19 protein-coding genes are annotated in these 20640 nt (G+C 66.9%); 7 read left to right on the top strand and 12 right to left on the bottom strand.

The window, feature by feature from the left end; translation table 11 throughout:
* Positions 1 to 23: 23 nt before the first annotated feature.
* The 4 genes from dnaG to rpsU all read right to left on the bottom strand — a co-directional run bounded on the left by dnaG (position 24) and on the right by rpsU (position 3643).
* Positions 24 to 1763, bottom strand: coding sequence for a DNA primase (gene dnaG, locus AC5P78_RS14835; RefSeq protein WP_033833640.1), 1740 nt, complete (start codon positions 1761 to 1763; stop codon positions 24 to 26).
* Positions 1764 to 1824: 61 nt separating this feature from the next.
* On the bottom strand, positions 1825 to 2745 hold the full coding sequence (locus tag AC5P78_RS14830) for a YihY/virulence factor BrkB family protein (protein ID WP_043035498.1): 921 nt from the start codon (positions 2743 to 2745) through the stop codon (positions 1825 to 1827).
* 105 nt (positions 2746 to 2850) lie between these two features.
* The gene (locus AC5P78_RS14825; RefSeq protein WP_005412032.1) at positions 2851 to 3294 is read right to left on the bottom strand and encodes a GatB/YqeY domain-containing protein; all 444 of its coding nucleotides are present in this window, start codon (positions 3292 to 3294) and stop codon (positions 2851 to 2853) included.
* Between the two features lie 133 nt (positions 3295 to 3427).
* On the bottom strand, positions 3428 to 3643 hold the full coding sequence (gene rpsU, locus AC5P78_RS14820) for a 30S ribosomal protein S21 (RefSeq protein ID WP_002808376.1): 216 nt from the start codon (positions 3641 to 3643) through the stop codon (positions 3428 to 3430).
* 166 nt (positions 3644 to 3809) lie between these two features.
* Between rpsU and tsaD the strand changes: the two genes are divergently transcribed.
* A complete protein-coding gene (gene tsaD / locus AC5P78_RS14815) occupies positions 3810 to 4835 on the top strand; it encodes a tRNA (adenosine(37)-N6)-threonylcarbamoyltransferase complex transferase subunit TsaD (RefSeq protein ID WP_032966370.1) in 1026 nt (341 codons plus the stop codon).
* 33 nt (positions 4836 to 4868) lie between these two features.
* On the opposite strand, the gene AC5P78_RS14810 is transcribed toward tsaD, so the two are convergent.
* Positions 4869 to 5522 carry a hypothetical protein gene (locus tag AC5P78_RS14810; RefSeq protein ID WP_032966371.1) on the bottom strand — a complete coding sequence of 218 codons (654 nt, stop codon included), beginning with the start codon at positions 5520 to 5522 and terminating at the stop codon, positions 4869 to 4871.
* A gap of 354 nt (positions 5523 to 5876) precedes the next feature.
* On the opposite strand from AC5P78_RS14810, the gene folB reads away from it, so the two are divergent.
* The 4 genes from folB (at position 5877) to AC5P78_RS14790 (ending at position 10572) form a co-directional block, all read left to right on the top strand.
* Positions 5877 to 6230, top strand: a complete 354-nt coding sequence (gene folB, locus AC5P78_RS14805) for a dihydroneopterin aldolase (RefSeq protein ID WP_005407807.1) — start codon at positions 5877 to 5879, stop codon at positions 6228 to 6230.
* Between the two features lie 91 nt (positions 6231 to 6321).
* Complete coding sequence (locus AC5P78_RS14800) at positions 6322 to 7593, top strand: mechanosensitive ion channel family protein (protein WP_005407808.1); 1272 nt, start codon at positions 6322 to 6324, stop codon at positions 7591 to 7593.
* 128 nt (positions 7594 to 7721) lie between these two features.
* Complete coding sequence (locus AC5P78_RS14795; RefSeq protein WP_414498599.1) at positions 7722 to 9896, top strand: glycoside hydrolase family 3 N-terminal domain-containing protein; 2175 nt, start codon at positions 7722 to 7724, stop codon at positions 9894 to 9896.
* Between the two features lie 130 nt (positions 9897 to 10026).
* A complete protein-coding gene (locus AC5P78_RS14790) occupies positions 10027 to 10572 on the top strand; it encodes a hypothetical protein (protein ID WP_024958187.1) in 546 nt (181 codons plus the stop codon).
* 64 nt (positions 10573 to 10636) lie between these two features.
* Here the strand turns inward: AC5P78_RS14790 and AC5P78_RS14785 are convergent, their stop codons facing one another.
* Positions 10637 to 11806 (bottom strand): PQQ-dependent sugar dehydrogenase, encoded by a 1170-nt coding sequence (locus tag AC5P78_RS14785; RefSeq protein ID WP_024958188.1) that lies wholly within the window; start codon positions 11804 to 11806, stop codon positions 10637 to 10639.
* A gap of 168 nt (positions 11807 to 11974) precedes the next feature.
* Here AC5P78_RS14785 and yiaA point away from each other — a divergent pair, with 168 nt between their 5' ends.
* Positions 11975 to 12427, top strand: a complete 453-nt coding sequence (gene yiaA, locus AC5P78_RS14780; protein WP_342289861.1) for an inner membrane protein YiaA — start codon at positions 11975 to 11977, stop codon at positions 12425 to 12427.
* Between the two features lie 87 nt (positions 12428 to 12514).
* Here the strand turns inward: yiaA and AC5P78_RS14775 are convergent, their stop codons facing one another.
* The 6 genes from AC5P78_RS14775 to AC5P78_RS14750 all read right to left on the bottom strand — a co-directional run bounded on the left by AC5P78_RS14775 (position 12515) and on the right by AC5P78_RS14750 (position 18999).
* Positions 12515 to 12838, bottom strand: coding sequence for a hypothetical protein (locus AC5P78_RS14775; protein WP_005412038.1), 324 nt, complete (start codon positions 12836 to 12838; stop codon positions 12515 to 12517).
* Positions 12839 to 12948: 110 nt separating this feature from the next.
* Complete coding sequence (locus AC5P78_RS14770) at positions 12949 to 14250, bottom strand: APC family permease (protein ID WP_005407814.1); 1302 nt, start codon at positions 14248 to 14250, stop codon at positions 12949 to 12951.
* Complete coding sequence (locus AC5P78_RS14765; RefSeq protein ID WP_043035505.1) at positions 14247 to 15008, bottom strand: L,D-transpeptidase family protein; 762 nt, start codon at positions 15006 to 15008, stop codon at positions 14247 to 14249. Before AC5P78_RS14765 ends, AC5P78_RS14770 begins: the two co-directional genes overlap by 4 nt.
* A 15-nt stretch (positions 15009 to 15023) precedes the next feature.
* A complete protein-coding gene (locus AC5P78_RS14760) occupies positions 15024 to 15872 on the bottom strand; it encodes a MurR/RpiR family transcriptional regulator (RefSeq protein WP_138970205.1) in 849 nt (282 codons plus the stop codon).
* Between the two features lie 595 nt (positions 15873 to 16467).
* Entirely contained in the window at positions 16468 to 17562 is a 1095-nt protein-coding gene (locus AC5P78_RS14755; RefSeq protein WP_005412042.1) for a dipeptide epimerase, read from the bottom strand.
* Positions 17563 to 18999 (bottom strand): C40 family peptidase, encoded by a 1437-nt coding sequence (locus AC5P78_RS14750; RefSeq protein WP_138970206.1) that lies wholly within the window; start codon positions 18997 to 18999, stop codon positions 17563 to 17565.
* A 132-nt stretch (positions 19000 to 19131) separates the two neighbouring features.
* Here AC5P78_RS14750 and AC5P78_RS14745 point away from each other — a divergent pair, with 132 nt between their 5' ends.
* The gene (locus AC5P78_RS14745) at positions 19132 to 20604 is read left to right on the top strand and encodes a transglutaminase-like domain-containing protein (RefSeq protein WP_414498616.1); all 1473 of its coding nucleotides are present in this window, start codon (positions 19132 to 19134) and stop codon (positions 20602 to 20604) included.
* Positions 20605 to 20640: the final 36 nt, after the last annotated feature.

Genomic DNA, 20640 nt, shown 5'->3' with positions numbered 1-20640 from the left:
CTCTCCGTGAAAACGTCCTGCCGCTACAAGCGCAGTCCGGCGCGGGCCTTCAACAGCTCGCGCAATTCGTATTTGTCAGTATCGTCCAGACCCTGCTGGCGCTGCTTTGCCAACAACTCCTCCAGACGTTGCACCAGCAGCTGTTTCTCCAGCTGGGCCACCGCGTCGTGCAGTTCCTGGGTCCAGCTGGCTTCGGTGCCGGGCAGCGTCTGTGCGGCCAAGGTATGCAGCGAGGCCTGTTCCTCGCGGCCGTCGAAGTGTTCCAGCAGGGCGCCGGTGCTGATGTCCGGGCGCTGTTCGACCAGCCCCAGCAGCTCCAGAAGCAGTTCCACACCGGGCAGGCGCAGGCCCTGGAAGTGATGCTTGCCGCCCAAGGTCAGCGCCAGCGAGGGTTGCTGCAGCAGCACGGCGATCGCGCCGCGCACCAGGCTGCGCCTGGCCACCGGCTGGATCGTGCGCGAAGGCTGGCGTTGCGGCATCGGCGTGCGTGCAGCCTGGGCGTTGCCGCCGAGCCCGGTCAGCTGCGCCAGCTGCTGCTTCATCAGGTCGCCGAAGGCACCGTCGGGAATCTGCGCCAGCATCGGCTTTGCGCGTTCGGCCAGGCGCGCCTTGCCGTCCAGCGTGCCCAGGTTGATCTCGCGGGTCAGTTCATCGAAGAAGAACTGCGACAGCGGCGTGGCCTGCTTCAGGCGCTCGTTGAAGGCCTCGGCGCCTTCCTTGCGCACGATGGTGTCCGGGTCTTCGCCATCGGGCAGGAACAGGAAGAAGGCCTGGCGGCCGTCCTTCATGCGCGGCAGCACCGACTCCAGCGCCTTCCAGCCGGCGCGGCGGCCGGCGGCGTCGCCGTCGAAGCAGAAGAACACGTCCGGCGCGTTGCGGAACAGCAGCTCGGCATGGTCCGGCGTGGTTGCGGTACCCAGTGTTGCCACCGCCTGGGTGACACCGAACTGGAACAGCGAGACCACGTCCATGTAGCCCTCGACCACGATCAACCGCTCGATCTTCTGGTTGGCCTGGCGCACCTGCCACAGGCCGTACAGCTCCCGGCCCTTGTGGAACAGCGCGGTCTCGGGCGAGTTGAGGTACTTGGGGCCGTCGTCCTTCTCGAACACGCGGCCGCCGAAGGCGATCACCCGGCCGCGACGATCGAAGATCGGGAACATCACCCGGTCGCGGAACTTGTCGTAGACGTGGCCGCGATCATTCTTCGAGAACAGGCCGGCACGGTCGAGCAGCTTCATGCGCCGCTCGTCCTTGCCCAGCGCATCGCGCAGGCCGCTGTACCCGTCCGGGGCGTAGCCGATCTGGAAGCGCGCGCGGTTCTCTTCGTCCACGCCACGCCCATCGAGGTAACTGCGTGCCTTGTCGCTGCCTTCCAGGTTCTTCTGGAAGAACCGGGCGGCGGCATCCAGTGCCGAATACAGCTCGCGGCTGTCGTCCTGCTGCTGGGGGCTGCGCGGGTTCTCGTTGCGCGGTACTTCCATGCCCGCGCGCTTGGCCAGCTCATCCACCGCGTCGAGGAACTCGAGGCGGTCGTAGTTCATCAGGAAGCTGATCGCGGTGCCGTGCGCGCCGCAGCCGAAGCAGTGATAGAACTGCTTGGTGGGCGAGACCGTGAACGACGCGGAGCGCTCGTCATGGAACGGGCAGCGCGCGGCGTACTCCTTGCCCTGGCGCTTCAACGGCACGCGGCTGCCCACCACCTCGACGATGTCGGTGCGGGCGAGCAGGTCGTCGATGAAAGCGTCGGGGATACGGGCCATGGGCAACAGGGCAGGGCGCGGTGCAGGACCACGCGACGGAACCGGGGGCGGTCGGCCTAGTTTACCCCCTGTCGGGCACCTGGCTGGCGGTTGCCGGATCAATGCCGGCTGCGGCCAGGTGATGACGCGCGCGCAGGCGCTCATCGATCACCGCCGTCATCAGGGCGCCAACGAAGAACACGACGGTGGCGTAGTAGATCCAGACCAGCGAGATCACCAGCGCGCCCATCGAGCCGTAGGCACTGCCGGGTGCCACGGTGGCGATGTAGACGCCGATGCCGTACCGGCCCAGTGCGAACAGTGCCGAGGTGATGACGCCGCCGATGAAGGCCTGGCGCCACGCCACGCGACGGTCGGGCAGGTAGTGGTACATGAAGGCGAAGCCGACTGCGTACAGCAGCAGGCTCGTGACGTACCCCAGCGCGGGCAGGATCGAGGGCAGTTGCGCGAAGGCCACCTGCAGCACCGTGGTGGCGGTCATCGACAGGATCAGCAGGAAGCCCAGCGCCAGCACCACGCCGAACGAGAACACGCGCTTGCGCAGCCAGGCCTTGAGGCCTTCCAGGCGCTCGCCGCTGGTGCGGAAGATCAGGTTCAGTGCGTTCTGCAGCTGGGCGAACACGGCGGTGGCGCCGACGAACAGCAGCAGCGTGCTCCACACACCCGCCAGCGAGCCGACATCCGGCTGGTTGTCGGCGTTCTTCAGAACGGTTTCGGCCACGGTGGCCGCGCTGCTGCCGGCCACCGAGCTGATCTGGTCGATCAGTGCCTGCTGGGCCGGTGGGTACAGTGAGGCGGTCAGCCACAGCAGCAGCACCAGCAACGGTGCCATCGACAGCAGGGCGTAGAAGGAGACGGAAGCTGCTTGGGTCAGCACGTCGACGTCGACGAAGCGCTTGGCCACCGCCATCGGGAAGCTGTCCTGCAGGCGCTTGATGTACTTGTGCAGTGACACGGGAACGTTGGGCTCGGGTTCAACCATGTGTGCGGTTGTAGCAGGCGACCGACGAAGGTGCGGTGAAGCGGGTGCATCAATGGGGTCAGAGCCCTTCCGTGTCGCGGAAGGGATCCGACCGCAAGTGCTGGATTACGCCAGCAGCTGCTTGACCAGCTTGGAGACCAGGCCCATGTCGGCCTGGCCGGCGAGCTTGGGCTTCAGTGCGCCCATCAGCTTGCCCATGTCGGCCGGGCCGGAGGCGCCGGTTTCGGCGATGGCGGCCTGGATGGCGGCCACGATCTCGGCTTCGCCCATCTTGGCCGGCAGGTAGGCTTCGATGACCACGATCTCGGCGCGCTCGATCTCGGCCAGGTCTTCGCGGTTGGCGGCTTCGTACTGGCTGACCGAGTCCTTGCGCTGCTTGACCATCTTGTCGAGCACGGCGATCACAGCGGTGTCGTCCAGTTCGATGCGCTCGTCCACTTCGCGCTGCTTGATGGCGGCATTGATCAGGCGGATCACGCCCAGCTTGTGCTTCTCGCCCGCCTTCATGGCGGCCTTCATGTCTTCGGTGAGCTGCTGCTTCATGCTCATGAGGAACCTCGTGGTGGTAGGTGGGGCGGGGCGGATGCCCGAGCCCGGAAACGCAAAAAGCCGGCGACGCTCGCGCGTGCCGGCTTCGGCTCCATCGCGACAGGCAGGCCCGCCGCAATGAAGATGCGTCCGATCAGTACAGGCGCTGACGCTTGGTGACGTCGCGCGACGAGCGGCGCAGCTGACGCTTCACAGCAGCGGCGGCCTTGCGCTTGCGCTCCTGGGTCGGCTTTTCGTAGAACTCGCGCTTGCGGGTTTCGGCCAGCACACCGGCCTTTTCGCAAGTGCGCTTGAAGCGGCGAAGAGCAAACTCGAAGGGCTCGTTCTCGCGGACTTTGACGCTGGGCATGGAATCTCCGGGACACAGTAGAACCGGGTCACGCCCGGCGAGCCGCACATTATAGCGGCGAATAGACAAACTGCAAGCGGCCAACCCTGAATACGGGCCGGAAGTTCGAAAGCAGTGAGATCTGCACATCCCCCGAGGGGGCGGCAGGGGCGTCATAATAGCAGGCATGCGAGTCCTTGGCATCGAATCTTCCTGTGATGAGACCGGCGTGGCGGTGTATGACACCGGCCTGTCCGGCAGCGCGGCCCTGCGCGCCCATGCGGTCTACAGCCAGATCGCCCTGCACGCCGAATACGGGGGTGTGGTGCCAGAGCTGGCCAGCCGCGACCACGTCCGCAAGCTGCTGCCGCTGGTGCGCCAGACCCTGGCCGAAGCCGGTCTGGGGGTAGGCGATATCGATGGCGTGGCTTATACGGCCGGTCCCGGCCTGGTCGGCGCGCTGCTGGTGGGCGCGGGCGTGGCGCGTTCGCTGGCCTGGGCGCTGGAGGTACCAGCCGTGGGCGTACACCATATGGAAGGCCACCTGCTGGCCCCGCTGATGGAAGACGACCCGCCGGAAGCGCCGTTCGTGGCACTGCTGGTGTCCGGTGGCCATACCCAGCTGGTGGCGGTGGATGCGATCGGCCAGTACCGCCTGCTGGGCGAAACCCTGGATGATGCGGCCGGCGAGGCCTTCGACAAGACTGCCAAGCTGATGGGGCTGCCGTACCCGGGCGGCCCGCAGCTGGCCAGGCTGGCCGAGCAGGGCACGCCGGGCGCGTACCGCTTCGCGCGGCCGATGACCGACCGCCCGGGGCTGGATTTCAGCTTCTCCGGCCTGAAGACCCAGGTCCTGATGGCCTGGCGCGACAGCGACCAGAGCGAGCAGACCCGTGCCGATATCGCCCGTGGCTTTGAAGATGCGGTGGTCGAGACCCTGTCGATCAAGTGCGAGCGCGCGCTGGAAGCAGCGGGCACCAACGTGATCGTGGTGGCCGGCGGTGTCGGCGCCAACAAGCGCCTGCGCGCCCGCCTGCAGCAGATGGCCGAGCGCCTCGGCGGCCGTGCCTGCTTCCCGCGGCCGGCACTGTGCACCGACAACGGCGCGATGATCGCCTTCGCCGGCGCGCTGCGCCTGCAGGCTGGCCAGCACAGCCCGCCGAAAGTGGATGTGACCCCGCGCTGGGACATGGCGACCCTGCCGGCGGTGTGAACCGGTAGCGTCGGGCCACGGCCGGCGGACGCATTACCGATGCACTGCCAACGGCGACGCCGCCAGCACGGTTGTCGCCCGCTCATGGCGCTGCAGCCAGCCCAGCGTGTGTGGGCAGCGGGCATGGATCAGCCGCCCGATCGCGGCCAGGTCGGCGCCGATGTCGCGCTCGAGGATGGGCTCGTGATGGGCGATGCGGTTGCGCAGGTGGCGGATGCGGTCGAGGTCAGCATGGATGTTCGTGCGGACCACGCTGAGAGCATCCTGTGGCGCGTTCGGCAACGCAATCTTCAAGCCCCGCGCCCAGACGGCTCCCTCGAAGCGCCGCGTGAAAAGCTGCTGCCAGAAAGCGAAACGAAGACTGGCGATGATCTCTGGAGTGTCCATCCGAGGATCTGCCTGTCTATGGATATCCTGCAAGGCCGACAACGCGCCATCTGCTGGCATCCGCTGCAGCAGTGCAGGATGCCAGGGCCAGCGCGGCCCGAAGGTATGCGCCAGCGCCGCGGCCACCGCATTGCGGATTACGATTTCACAGACGTGCAGGGGAGATAGCAGCGCGCCGCACATCTGCATGTTCCATACGTAAAGTGAGGCGGCGTCCAAACAGTGCCGGTATGCAATGCGTTTGTACGTCGCCCACCGTGGGCGTGACAGCGCTGCCTGCAGGATTCGTTGCTCTCTCATCAAATACGGGACCACATGGCGGATCACTAGCCTGCGCTGGTTGCCGCAGGCGTGATATCGGGCAATGCCGCCGTGTCAGGCAGCAAAATTCCTGTATCGCCTTGGGCTTCCTCCAGTATGTCGTGATTGACTCTGGACCGTAGAGGAAATGAACGTCACGATCTGCATCGTGTGCTCCGGGACTCGCGGCTGGATTCCAGCTCCCCCCGGGGACGTTGAGAGGTACCAAAGGGCCCCGCTAGCAGGGCCCTTTGTTTTTTCCGGACCGCCCCACGCCGGTGGCCCGCCGCCCGTTCCGGGCAGGCTCACCGCCGTGCCGGTACCATGGCCGTCTGTATTCGGCTGGTAACCGCAATGGACAAGGTTTTCATCGAGGGGCTGACGATCGACGCCCTGATCGGCATCTACGATTGGGAGCGGCGGATCCGCCAGGACCTGGTGTTCGACCTGGAAATGGGCTTCGACAACCGTCGCCCCGCAGCCACCGATGACATCGCCCACACCCTGAACTACAAGGCGGTGAGCAAGCGCCTGGAACAGTTCGTGCGCGAGTCGGAGTTCGGCCTGGTCGAGACCCTGGCCGAGCGTTGCGCGCAGATCGTGCTGGACGAATTCGACGTGAAGTGGCTGCGCCTGAAGCTGAGCAAGCCGGGCGCGGTGCGCGGCGCGCGCGCGGTGGGCGTGATCATCGAACGCACGCGGGACTGACCCGGTCGTGCCGGCCGCTGGCCGGCAACCCCGGTAGTGCCGGCCGCTGGCCGGCAACCTTGGCAACAACGAAACAGACAGGAGACAACCGATGGTGGACGCGGTGGTGGCGGTACAGTGGCTGGAACGGCTGCAGAACACACTGGAACCCTATCCTGGCGCCTACCTGGCGTTGATGATCTCGGCGCTGCTGATCGCCGCTGGCCTGGCCAACTGGGTGACCAAGCGCATCCTGCTGCGCGGCCTGCGACGCCTGCTCAGCCGCCTGCCGGGCGCTGATACCGGCCGCGGCAGCCACCTGATGCGGGTGATCTCGCGTCTGTCCAATGTGGTGCCCAGCCAGGTGATCGCCTCGGGCATCCGCATCGTGCCGGACCTGCCGCCGGGGCTGGTGAGCTTCATCATCGGCGCCTGCCAGGCGTGGGCGATCCTGACCGTGGTGCTGGCCATCTCGCATGCGCTGGATGCGGCCAATGATCTCTACGAGCGCCGCCCCGAGGCACGCAACAAGCCGATCAAGGGGTACCTGCAGGTCGCCAAGATCGTCATCTTCGTGATCGCCGGCCTGTCGATCGTTGCCACCCTGGCCGGCGTCGACCTCCGCTATCTGGTCACCGGTCTCGGCGCCGCCACCGCAGTGCTGATGCTGATCTTCCAGGACACCATCCTGTCGCTGGTGGCCAGCGTACAGATCAGTGGCGATGGTCGCGTGCGCATCGGTGACTGGATCGAGATGCCCAGCCAGAACGCCGATGGCGATGTGATCGACATCGCCCTGCACACCATCACCGTGCAGAACTTCGACAAGACCATCACCACCATCCCGACCAAGAAGCTGGTGACCGAGTCGTTCAAGAACTGGCGCGGCATGCAGGAGGCGGGTGGGCGCCGGATCAAGCGCGCGCTGTACCTGGACCAGCACAGCGTCGGCTTCCTGGATGAGGGCGACCTGGCCTTCCTCGGTGAATTCGCGCTGCTGCGCGACTACCTGCAGGCCAAGGAGCAGGAGCTGGGGCAGTGGAACGGGCGCCTGCGCGAGCAGGGCGTGGCCGAGGTCAACAGCCGCCGGGTGACCAACCTGGGTACCTTCCGGGCCTATGTGGAGCGCTACCTGCGCAGCCACCCGGGCATCCATACCGACATGACCCTGCTGGTACGCCAGCTGCAGCCGACCACCGAAGGCCTGCCGCTGGAGCTGTACTGCTTCACCCGCAGCACCGCCTGGGGCGAGTACGAGGCGGTGCAGTCGGACATTTTCGACCACCTGCTGGCGATCCTGCCGGCCTTCGGCCTGCGGGTGTTCCAGGCCTCCAGCGACGCCATGTTGATGGCCGGGCAGCGCCAGTTGGCCGGCTCGGAGTAAGCTGCGGTGCCCCCGGCGGGGCCATACGGACCCCGCTGGTGGCTGAAACTGAATGAACAAACCCCTCGCCAAATCGTCCGGGATCGCTAGAATGCCGGGCTTGTAAACGTTTTCATCAAGGACTGCCGGTGGCCTCCGATCGCATCGAATCCCTCATTGCCCAGATGACCGTCGAGGAAAAGGTCGGCCAGCTGGGTGTCTTCGCGGACATGGTCCGCCCGTTCGCCCCGGACGTGAACCCGGAAGCCAACGTGCGCAATGCCGACCAGGTGCTGCAGCAGGTGCGCGAGGGCAAGGTCGGCTCGCTGTTCAATGGTGTGGGCGCCGAACTGGGCCGCCGGATCCAGCAGGTCGCCACCGAAGAGAGCCGCCTGGGCATCCCGGTGATCCTGGCGGCCGACGTCATCCACGGCATGCGCACCGTGTTCCCGATTCCGCTGGGCGAGGCCGCCAGCTTCGAGCCGGCGCTGGCCGAGCGCACCGCGCGCGCCACCGCCATCGAGGCCACCGCTGCCGGCCTGCACTGGACCTATGCCCCGGCCGTGGACATCGCCCGCGACCAGCGCTGGGGCCGTGGCGCCGAAGGTGCCGGTGAGGACGTGGTGCTGGGCTGTGCCTTTGCCGCCGCCCGCGTGCGCGGCTTCCAGGGCAGCGACCTGCGCGCCGCCGATTCGCTGCTGGCCACGCCGAAGCACTTCGCCGCCTATGGCGCGGTGATGGCCGGCATGGAATACAACATGGTGGACATCTCGCCGCAGACCCTGCGCGACGTGCACCTGCCGCCGTTCAAGGCCGCCTTCGACGCCGGCGCGATCACCGTGATGTCCTCGTTCAACGACATCAACGGCGTGCCGGCCAGTGCCAACGCCGAACTGCTGACCGACATCCTGCGCGGTGAATGGAAGTTCCCGGGCGTGGTGATCTCCGACTACACCGCCGATATGGAACTGGTCGCGCACGGCTATGCCGCCGACGACCGCGATGCCACCGCCAAGGCGTTCACCGCCGGCCTGGACCTGAGCATGCAGAGCGGCTTCTACGCCGAGCACCTGCCGGGCCTGGTCGAGAGCGGCGAGGTGCCGATGGCGGTGCTGGATGAGGGCGTGCGCCGCATCCTGTGGCTGAAGGAAACCATCGGCCTGTTCGACGACCCGTACCGTTCGCTGGACCCGGCGCGCGAAGCCGATACCTCGTACCTCGCCGCGCATGACGAACTGTCGCGCGATGCCGCGCGCCGTTCGATCGTGCTGCTGAACAACCGTGACAACGTGCTGCCGCTGCAGAAGACCGGGCAGAAGATCGCGCTGATCGGCCCGTTCGTGCAGGACCGCGAGAACATTGAAGGCTGCTGGACCCTGTTCGGCGACAAGCAGCGTTACGTGGACCTGGAAACCGGCGTGCGCGCCGCCATCGGCGATGAAGCGCTGCTGGAGATCGTGCCGGGCTGCGAACTGGAAACTGCCATTCCGGGCGGCACCGAAGCAGCGGTGGCTGCCGCGCTGCGCGCCGACGTGGTGGTGCTGGCGCTGGGCGAACCGCAGCGCTACAGCGGTGAAGCGCAGTCGCGCGTGGAGATCACCCTGCCGCCGGCACAGCAGGCACTGGCCGAGGCGGTGGCGATGACCGGCAAGCCGCTGGTGGTGCTGCTGCGCAACGGCCGTGCGCTGGCATTGCAGGGCGCGGTGCGCAACGCGCACGCGGTGGCGGTCACCTGGTACCTGGGCACGCAGACCGGCCATGCCGTGGCTGATGTGCTGTTCGGCGACTACAGCCCGTCCGGCCGCCTGCCGGTCAGCTTCCCGCAGGTGTCCGGCCAGCAGCCGTACTTCTACAACCACCCGCGCACCGGCCGCCCGGAACTGCCGACCATGTCGGAGTTCAAGGCTCGCTGGCGCGAGATCCCGAACGAGCCGCTGTACCCGTTCGGCCACGGCATCGGCTACACCACCTTCGCCTACGGCGTGCCGCAGCTGAGTGCGGCGCAGCTCGGCTGGGACGACACCCTGACCATCACCACCACGCTGACCAATACCGGCGACGTGGCCGGCGAGGAAGTGGTGCAGCTGTACATCCACGACCGCGTGGCCAGCCGCGTGCGTCCGGTGCGTGAACTGAAGGACTTCCGCAAGGTGGCACTGCAGCCAGGCGAGTCGACCGACGTGGTGTTCACCCTCACCCGCGAGCTGCTGGCCTTCACTGGCCGCGACGGCGTGCTGCGTGCCGAGCCGGGCCACTTCGACCTGTGGGTCTGCGCGTCCTCGGCGGCCGGCGAAGCCGTGCAGTTCGAGCTGCTGAAGGCCTGATCGAAGAAAAAGGGGACGGAGGGGATTAAGTCGTTTGTGCCACTGACGACTTAATCCCCTCCGTCCCCTTTTTGTTGTCCTCACCGCGGCGGCGCTACCATCGGGCTCCCTGTTTCGATGGAGTGCGCGCATGCGCCGGATGGCTTGTCTGATTCCCGCCCTGATGCTGGCCGCCTGTTCGCAGCCGGCGGCACCGCCGGCCGAGCCTGCGGCGGATGCACCGCCGCCGATGGAGGCCAGCGCCCCGGCAACGCCTGCGGCATCTGCCACTGAACCCGCTGCTTCGGCACCGGCCGCGCCCGTAGCGGAAGCGCCCGCCGAAGACGCACGCGCGCGCATCGAAACGCTGCTTGGCGATGCGGCGCAGTTCGAGAAGGTCTTCAATGCGTTCAAGGCCGCCGTGGTTGGCGGCGATCGCGCTGCGGTGGTCGAGGAAGTGCGCTTTCCATTGAACGTCGGTGGCGGAAAGAAGATCACCGGCCCCGGTGAGTTCCAGCGCAACTACGAGAAGATCATCACCCCGGCGGTGGTCAAGGCGGTGTCCGAGCAGGATTTCGGCAAGGTGTTCGTCAACCAGCAGGGCGTGATGATCGGCAGCGGCCAGGTGTGGTTGAACGGGCAGTGCTTGGACCAGGCCTGCACGAAGACCGAGGTGAAGGTCATCACCATCCAATGAACGCAGACGGCCCCGCGTGCGGGGCCGTTGCGGACAAACGTGCGGGCCAGCGGCCGGCACTACCTCAGGTGCTCGGGGTGAGCTTCAGCAGGCGCGCCTTGCTGCCGTCTTCCAGCAGCCACAGGGCGCCATCCGGGCCCTGTTCCACTTCGCGGATCCGCTCGCCCATGTTGAAGCGTTCGGCTTCGCGCGCGCTGTCGCCGTCGAAAGCCACGCGCACCAGCGAGGTGGAGGACAGGCCGCCGATGAAGCCGCTGCCCTTCCACTGCGGGAACAGGTTGCCGCTGTAGATCACGAAGCCGGCCGGCGAGATCACCGGCGTCCAGGTCACCTTCGGCGCGGCGAATTCCGGGCGGGTGCTGTGGTCGGCAATCGGCCGGCCGTCGTAATGGTCACCATTGGAAACGATCGGGTAGCCGTAGTTGGCGCCGCGCACGATCAGGTTCAGCTCGTCACCGCCGGCCGGGCCCATCTCGTGTGCCCACAGCTTGCCGTTGGCATCGAAGGCCATGCCGAGGATGTTGCGGTGGCCCAGTGACCACACCTGCGCGGCCACGCCGCCCTGCGAGGCGAACGGGTTGTCGGCAGGCAGGCTGCCATCTTCGTTGAGGCGGATGATCTTGCCGAGGTTGCCGCCCATGTCCTGCGCCGGATCGAACTTCTGGCGCTCGCTGGAGCTGATCCACAGCTTGCCGTCCGGGCCGAAAGCAAGGCGATGGCCGTAGTGGCCTTCACCACTCACCTTCGGGCTCTGTCGCCAGATCACCTTCAGGTCCTTCAGCTGGCCGGCACCGTTGGCATCCAGCGCCAGCGTGGCACGGGCCACGGCAGCGCCGCGGGTGTCCAGCGTGCCTTCCTCGGCATAGCTGAGATAGACCACGTGGTTGCTGGCGAATTGCGGGTGCAGGATCACGTCACCGAAGCCGCCCTGGCCGCCGTAAGCGACCTTCGGAACGCCGGTGATCTCATGCTTCTGGCCGCTGGCCAGGTCCAGGTGCTGCAGCTTGCCGCGCTTTTCAGTGACCAGCAGGCTGCCGTCCGGCAGGAAGGTCATCGCCCACGGCTGGTCGAACCGGCTGATTTCGGTGGCGGTGAACGGGCGCTGGTCGGCAGTGGTGGAGGCTGCGGGCGCTGCGGTCTGGGCGCCGTTGGCGGCCGGGTCGGCGGCATTGCAGGCGGAGGTGGCAAGGATCGGCACAAGGCCGAGGGCGAGCAGCAGGGGCGTGCGGGTCATGGGTATCTCCAGTGCGGGGATGCGGATGGCCGGGCTGTCCCTTGTATACCACCGGCGCCGTGAGCGTCGTGGCCCGAAGGTCCTGCGACCCCTGTGCGAGCGCGGCGGGATCGTCTAGGGTGGGCACGCCCGGGCAAAGCGTGCCCGTCTGCCTGCCAAGGATCTGCAATGAACACTGCCATGCCCCACAAGCCCTCCACCGCCTTCATCGCCGCCTCATGGGTGGCCCTGCTGCTGGGTGCGGCGGCCTACCTGATCGGTCTGTTCAACGCCACGATGGCGCTCAACGAAAAGGGCTACTACCTGACCCTGCTGCTGTTCGGCCTGTTCGCGGCGGTGTCGCTGCAGAAGAGCGTGCGTGACCGCGTCGAGGGCATTCCGGTGAGTGGCCTGTACTACGCGCTGTGCTGGTTCGCACTGATGTCGGCGTTGATGCTGCTGCTGGTTGGCCTGTGGAATGCCACGCTGGCACCGAGCGAGAAGGGTTTCTACGGCATGGCGTATGCACTGTCGCTGTTCGGCGCGGTGGCGGTGCAGAAGAACACCCGCGACCTGATCGCCGCCGGTGGCGGTGAGAGCAAGCGCAGCGCGGTCGTGCCGCCGCTGCCGGAACAGCAGTGAATGTGTAGAGCCGGGCCCATGCTCGGCTGTCCCGCGGCGTTTGCGGAGTCGAGCCGAGCGTAGGCTCGGCCCGACAAAAGCGTGGCGCTATCGCTTCAACAGCGGATCCGCCTGCTGCGCGTCCTCCCAGCCACGGCGCACGGCATTGCGTGCCTGCGCCCATTCCAGCCGGCTGCGGCCACGCTCGCTGGCCCAGCGCGACTCCAGTTCAGCTTCGACCTGTTCGTAGGCGCGGATCATGTCCTGCGCACGCGCGGCATGGCCGATGCGGTAGGCCGGTTCATAGTCCTCGAAGAACAGCTGGTCGTCGTAGTACGGTTCGGCGGTGTAGCGTTCGCGCCAGTAGTTGCTGACCGCATCGCGCGGCGTGCTGTCGTCCGGTACGCGGCCGGGGATCTGGTACTCGGTCATGGAAGGCTCCGTTGTGGACGAAGCCTGATCCTGCCTGCGTGGCGGTTAACGGCCCGGTCCGGCAGCGTGATCACCAGATCAATCCGCCGGGCATGGCCCGGCGCTATCGGTCATCCGGCGTCGGCATCTTTTCGCGGCAGCTTGTAGATCACCGCGCCGATGGCGAACGCCACCAGCGCAGCAGCGATGTTCTGCCAGCTGGCACTGGCGAACAGCGCCAGGCACAGCAGCAGCGCGAGTACCGGAATCAGCGGGCCACCCGGCAGTTTCAGTGCGCCCGGCCGGTCCGCATAGCGCTTGGCCAGCACCAGTACCGCAGCGGCCGTTCCGATGTAGGCGAACAGGCGCGTGGTCATCGACAGCAGGGCCAGCTGCACGAACGAACCGGACAGGGCCAGGCCCAGCGCGATCAGGCCTTGGCACAGGATCGACGCGGCTGGCGTGTGGAAGCGCGGATGCACCTGCGCCAGGATCTTCGGCCCATAGCCATCGCGGGCCAGTGCGAACAGGAAGCGTGGGCCCATCATCATCGTGTTGCTGTTGGTGCCGAGGATGGAGATGGTCGCGCCTACGGTGAGGATCAGCGCCAGTGCTTCGCCGCCGAAGCCGGCGGCGGCATCGGCCAGCGGCGTGGCCGAGCTGGCCAGGCCGGCCAGCGTGCCCTGTGCCACCACCTGCACCGCGCCGTAGATGACGGTGACGGTGATGATCATGGTGATCAGCGCGAACGGAATATCGCGACGCGGATTACGGTACTCGCCGGCGGCGGCCGGGATGTTCTCGAAGCCGGCATAGGCGTACAGCAGCAGCAACGCGGCCTCGCCCATGCGCTGCAGGTCGTGCGGGTCGGGGCGCTGGCCGGAGAACGCCAGCTGCGGGTCGATGTAGAACGCACCGATGGCCACGAACAGCAGCAGCGGCAACATCTTGCCGATCACCAGCACCACGCCGGTGCGCGCGGCCGAGCGCACGCCGATGATGTTGACGCCGGTCAGGAAGCCCAGCGACACCACGATCACCGCGATGCGCCCCATGCCGGCACCGGCCCACGGCCAGAAACGCGCGACGGCATCGGCCAGCGCGTTGCTGAGTGCGGCCGCCGAGCTGATGCGGGTCAGCCAGATCATCCAGCCGATCTCGAACCCGGCGAAGCGCCCGAACGCCTCGCGTGCATACAGGTAGCTACCACCGGGCTCATCGAAGTAGCTGGCGGCCTGCGCGTAGCACAGCACCAGCAGGGCGACCACGATGCCGGCAGCGACCACGCCCCACAGGCTGAAGGGGCCGAGCAGGGCGACGGTGGCGGCCGGCAGCAGGTAGATGCCGCTGCCGATCACATCGTTGATCGACAAGCCGACGATCTGCCAGCGGCTGACCGCGCGCTGCAGCTGCGGTTCGTCCTGCGCGCTCAACGGGCGTCTCCACGCAGTGCGGGCAGTTGCCACTGGGCCTGCAGGCGCGTGTACTCGGCGCGCGGCAGCAGCACGAAGCGCGGCGCATCCTGCGGCCGCAACCAGTCCAGCAGGGCCTGCATGCGGGCCTGCGGCATGGCGGTGCAGCCGGCCGTGGCCTCGCCGGGTTGGCGCCACAGATGGGCGAAGATGCAGCTGCCCTTGCCGGGCTGGTTGTCCGGGTTGTGGGCGATCACGAAGCCCTCCTGGTAACGCACGTCGCCCTTGTTGTGCAGATCCAGCCGCATCGGCTCGGTGGAGCCTTCCACAGCTGCCTTGCCGACCTTCTTCGCGTCGACGATGCGGTTATAGAACGGCGACGCCGGCACATCCATGCAGTAGCTGCTGTCGAGCATCGGCTGGTAGGGCATGGCGGTGCCGGGGCGGGTGACGGCATAGCCGAACGCGCTGCCGAGCGCGAACACGCCTGCCGGGCTGCGGCCATCGCCTTCCTGCTTCTGCGGGCCATCGGCCTGCGCCGGGTGCAGGCCCAGGCCCCAGGCGCTGCCGGTGCGGCCCAGTGCCACCGGGAACGCCTCTCCATGTGCATGCCAGCCCTTGCCATCACGCACATAGGCCTGCAGCTGGCCCTGTGTGCTGTCCCAGCTTTCGCTGGTGACCACGATCAGCTGGCGCGCACCCTGCAGCGGCGCAGCGTGGACGGATACCGCCGCGGCAAGCAGCAGTGCAGCGGTAGCGAGACGGACCAGCGATTTCATCAACAGGTGCTCCGGTCAGGAATCCAGCAGGTGGTCGATCCGCTCCAGGTTCACCGCCAGCTGCTGCTGGCGGTCCGGATTGGTGTGGCAGAGCAGCACGAACAGGAAATCGAGAAGGGCGTGCATGGCGCTACGGTACAGCAGCTGCGCGACCTGCGGCGTGCGCTCGTGCGCGCACACCACCAGCGCTGCGTCAGCATGCGCGCGCAGCGGGTTGGCGGTATGGCGGGTGATGGAAATCACCTTGCCACCCATGTCCTGGAACTGGCGCGAAAGCTGCGAAAGCTGAGACAGGTTGCCGAATTCGGAGAACACCAGCAGCGCATCACCGGGGCGCGCGGCCGACAGGTTGGCCAGCATCAGGATCGGGTCGGTATGCGGGACCACCAGCAGGCCGAGCAGCGACAGCCGCATGGCGAACTCGCGGGCATACAGGCCGTCGTCACCCAGGCCGTACACGAACAGCTTGGGCGCGCCGTCGAGCAGCTGCACGATGCGCTCGATTTCCTCGCGTGGGTTGGCCTGGCGGGTTTCCTCTTCGGCCTGCGCCTTGCTGCGGCGCAGGGTGTCGCCCAGGCGCAGGTAGTCGTCGCCGCTGTCGGGTTCGCTGGGGGCCTGTTGTGGATCGACACCGGCGCGGGCCACGTCCTGGCCGATCGAGTACTTCAGGTCCGGGTAGCCCTTGAAGCCAAGCTTCTGGCTGAACTTCACCACGCTGGACTGGCTGATGCCCAGCGCGCTGGCCAGTTGCTGGGACGAGTAGTCGCGCAGCAGGTGGGAGTTGTCGAGGATGAAGTCGGCGATGCGTCGCTCGATGGCCGACATCTGCCCGCGCTCGGAACGGATCTTCAGCAGGGGCGGCATGCGGGGTGTCCGGGCATGTGTAGGCGCGTTGCGGTTGGCAGCATAGAGCAGATTATGTGGTGGCTCGGGCGGGCGGGGTTTGCGGGGGACGCCGCAAGTACGTCCGTGTAGGCTTGGCCGCGCTTGCTCGTTTGCGCTGTCCTGCGCAAACGGCAAGACCGGGGTTGGGCGTCCTGCCCAACCCGCCCGAGGCATGCCTCGGGCCCATGGGGCGGACACCCCCGCAAGCCCCGCCCGCCCGACCCTGGACACATCGCGCGCGTGCCAGCCGCGAAGGGATTACGGGGTAGGGCAAAAACAAGCGCTTCCACGCGTGGCGTGGATCTACTGGGTGCAGCTGTTGCATTGGACGTTGAGTCCGCCTTGTAGCGAGCCGAGCACCGCAGGTCCGGCGAGGGCGAAGAGGCGCGGGTGTCTGAGCGCAGCGAGTTCCGCGCCGTCCCTCGGCGGACCGAGGAGCGCAGGGCACCGACGTGCGCAGCACGTCGGCTCGCGGCCGGCGGAGCGTTTCTTTTGGTTACTTTTCTTTTCGCGAAAAGAAAAGTAACGCGCGACCCAGCGTCAGTGGCACGCAACGTCAGCCGCAAGGCAGAAATCACCCCAGCATCTCCAGCCCACGCACCTCAGTAATGCCCAGCCCCGGCACGTCGCTGATGCTGATCTCCGATTCGTTGAAATGCACGCCGCCGCTGACCGGGTCGAACTGGCCCAGCGAGGGACCGTCGAGGTCAACCTTGGTGATCACATCACTCTTGGCCACGGCCAGGTGCACGGCGGCAGCCACGCTGATGCTCGACTCGATCATGCAGCCGATCATGCACGGCACGCCGTAGATGCCGGCGATGTCGGCGATGCGGATCGCGTTGGACAGGCCGCCGGTCTTCATCAGCTTGATGTTGATGATGTCGGCCGCGCGCTGCTGGATCAGGTCCATCACCTGGCTGGGGCTGAACACACTTTCATCGGCCATCACCGGCGTGTTGACGCGATCGGTGACGTACTTCAGCCCGCTGATATCGGCGGCTTTCACCGGCTGCTCCAGCAGCTCCAGCACCACGCCGGCCTCTTCCAGCGTACGCATCGCATGCACCGCCTGCTTGGCGGTCCAGCCCTGGTTGGCATCCAGTCGCAGCAGGGCGCGGCCTTCCACGGCGGCATGGATCGCCTTGACCCGTTCGATGTCCAGGCCGATGTCCTTGCCGACCTTGATCTTCAGCGACTCGAAGCCACGCTCGATGGCCGACAGCGAATCGGCCACCATCTTGTCGATGTAGTCCACGCTGATGGTGATGTCGGTGGTGATCACCGGGTCGCCACCGCCGAGCATCTGGTACAGCGGCGCACCGTGCAGCTGCGCCCACAGGTCGTACAGCGCGATTTCCACCGCCGCCTTGGCGCTGGTGTTGCGCTCCATCGCGGTCTGCACCAGCGTGCACAGATGGTTGAGGTTGACCACGTCCTGGCCGATCAGGCGCGGGGCGATGAAGTGGCGGATCGCTTCGATGATCGAGCCGTGCGTATCGCCGGTGATCACCGCGGTGGCCGGGGCTTCACCGTAACCGGTGTTGCCGGTGTCGGTGCGGATCAGTACGACCACGTCTTCCACGGTTTCCACCGTGCGCAGGGCAGTCTTGAACGGCGTCTTCAGCGGCACGCGCAGCATGCCCAGTTCGATGGCAGTGATCTTCATTCAGGGGGTCTTGGCCCGCAGGCGCTGGATGTTGGTGATGCGGTCGATGTAGCGGACGGTATCGCTGGCCATCATCGGCTCCAGCGGCGTGACCGAAACACCATTGAGATGGGCCTGCACACGTCTGCCGTCGGCACCGAACCAGCTGCCGCCCGCCGTATCGTGGATCACCCAGGTGCGGCCGTCGACGTGGCCAATGGCCATCATAACGTGGCCGGGGATGTAGACCAGGTCGCCGACCTGTAGTTCGGTGACCGCACGGTCGCGCGCGGCCTTGCCGACCTTGTCGGTGAACGGCAGGCGATCCAGTGCCGGGCTGACCGCCTGTGCACTGGTATTGCGCGGCAGCAGCACGCCGAAGCTGCGGTAGATCTCGGAGACGAACCCGCTGCAGTCGCGGGTGTCGTAGTCATGGCCCCAGCCGTAGCGCTCGCCCAGGAACTTGAAGGCCTGCTGCAGCAGCAGGCGCGGGGTCAGTGGCAGGTAGTCGGCGGCGGTGTCCTGCGAGCGCGGCAGCAGCGCCGGTACGAGCTTCAGACGCCCATCGGCCTCGCGCACCGGCAACTGCACCACCCACGAGGCATGCGCCTGCTGGCCGTTCACCGGCTCTGACGCAGGCCAGTCGGCCAGCACCGGCAGGCGTACGCCCATGTCCAGCTGCAGGCGCGATACGCGCGGTTCCTCCGGGGTGTGGGCGGTCTGCGCGGTGGCGCCGGTGACAATGCGGTACGGGCCCTTCGTGCCATAGCCGAGCACTGTGGCCTTGTCGCCGCTGGCGATGGCGTCGGCTTCGATCCACGCGCTGTAGCGCTCGCTGTGCACGAACAGCCAGCGGCCGTCGGCACTGCGGTGAACCACCGCGACCTTGTCGCCGGGGAACAGCGCCGATTCCTGGAAGCGGTCGATGTCGGTGTCACCGGCGGTGCTGAAGACGCGCTCGCGGGTGGGGAAGGTACGCAGTGCCGCGCGCTTCACCACCAGCCCATAGGCCGGTGCCACCTGGGCAGGAATCGCATCGAGGCCGAGGTTGGCTTCGATGCCGCTGCGCAGCGCGGGGGCGATGGCCTGGCCCGTCTCGTTGAACAGTGCACGCGTGGGCCAGCTGGACAGCGCGCTGATGCTGGCACGCACCGTCGCCGCATCAAGCTGGGCGGGCAGTGTGGCGATGTCCTGGATATGGCTGTCCTGCGCCCGCATCCGCGCGTTCTGCGCCTCGATCTGTGTGCGATCCAGAATCGGCGCATCAGCGTTGTCCAGGCGCGCGGCCCAGTAATGCGGGGTGAGGTAGGCCTCGTGCAGGCCGATCACATAGGGCAGCGGCGCACCCGGGTCGGGCGGTGGTGCCGCCTGTGCAAAGGCTGGTGCGGCCAGCAGGCACAGGGCCAGGGTCAACCGGCGCGGCCAACGCCGGTGCGGTTCGCGGGAAGCCAGGCTCATGCGGTGCACACCCTCCTCGAATGCCTGTTGGAATATTTATTCCTTTTGGCATCGAAAGCAAGAATAAATTATTGACCGGCATTCCGGCCCGTGTTACACAGCCGTTACCACCCGCGCTGGGGAAGTGTCGCTGTGGATCCTGCCGTTCGCAAACCGCGTCTGCCTGCTGCTGCCGGCCTGTGTGCCGCGCTGCTGCTGTGGGCGTCGGCCACGCAGGCGGCAGACGGGCGCAGCAGCCAGCAGCGTGCGCGCGAAACGCAGGTGATCGACCTGATCGACAGCGGCCGCTTCAGCGACGCCGATGCGCTGCTGGCGGCCGGGAGCGATGCTGCCGAAGGCGCGTTCCAGCGTGAGCGCATGCGCCGCATCCGCCAGGATTTTTCCCTCGACGAAACCGCCGCCAAGGCGGCCGTGCGCCGCTGGATTCCCGACCTGACCGACGAGGAGTTCGCGCGGTGGGATCAACTCGGCCTGATCGAGCATCTCGATATCGATGGTACGCGTTGGTATTTCAAGCGTGCACCGGCGAACCTGTTCCTGCTCAGTGACGAAGCACGCGCACGCCGCCGCGCGGATGCACCGATGTCACCGCCGGGCCCGAACGAAGTGCTCAACGCGCACCACGCGCGCGTGCTTGCCGCGGCCGAACAGAGTGGCCAGGCGTCCGTACTGCCGCAGCGTGTTGAGTTCACCCAGTCGCTCACGGTGAAAGCCGATGCCGTCCCGGCGGGTGAAACCGTACGCGCCTGGATTCCATACCCGCGCGAGATCCCGGGCCAGCAGGAACAGGTGCAGTGGCTGGGCAGCGCCCCGGCCAAGGCACGGGTGGCACCGGCCAGTACCCTGCAGCGCACCGCCTATCTGGAAGCCAAAGCCGTAGCCGGCAAGCCGACCCGGTTCGAGATCCGCTATGCGGTAACGGTCTTCGCGCGACACACCGCGATCGATCCCGCGAAGGTGCAGGCCACCCCGAATGATCCCGCATTGAAGCCCTATCTGGCCGAGCAGCTGCCACATGTGCGCTTCACCCCGGCGCTGAAGCTGTTCTCCGACCAGGTGCTGCAGGGCGAGACTCGCCCCTATGAAGTGGTGCGCAAGCTGTTTGCTGCCGTGGACCGCATTCCATGGGCCGGTGCGCGCGAATACTCGACGCTCAGCAACATCAGCGATTACGGGCTGCGCGCCGGCCATGCCGACTGTGGCCAGCAGACCCTGCTGCTGATTGCGCTGCTGCGCATGAACGGCATTCCTGCACGCTGGCAGTCGGGCATGGTGTTCTCCGACGATGGCAGCGGCTACAACAACCTGCATGACTGGGGACAGGTTTACCTGGCGCCATACGGCTGGCTGCCGATGGACGTGACCACCGGCGCGCTTGCCAGCGATGTGCCTGCACTGCGCGATTTCTATCTGGGTGGCCTCGACGGCTACCGCATTGCTTTCAACGACGATTTCGGCCAGCCCTTCGTGCCGGCCAAGCAGCACTTCCGCTCGGAAACGGTCGACTCGCAGCGCGGCGAGGCCGAGTGGGCAGGCGGCAACCTGTACTTCGACCAATGGAGCTACGACTTCCAGTGGCGGGTACTGCCAGCCAGGCAACGCTAGCGCGACACATCGCATTCCACACCATTCAATTCTTGC

The organism is Stenotrophomonas sp. YJH_SMC_133, assembly GCF_059370655.1.
Note: the sequence above shows the minus strand (reverse complement) of the source record. Positions and strands in the feature narration are given on the sequence as shown.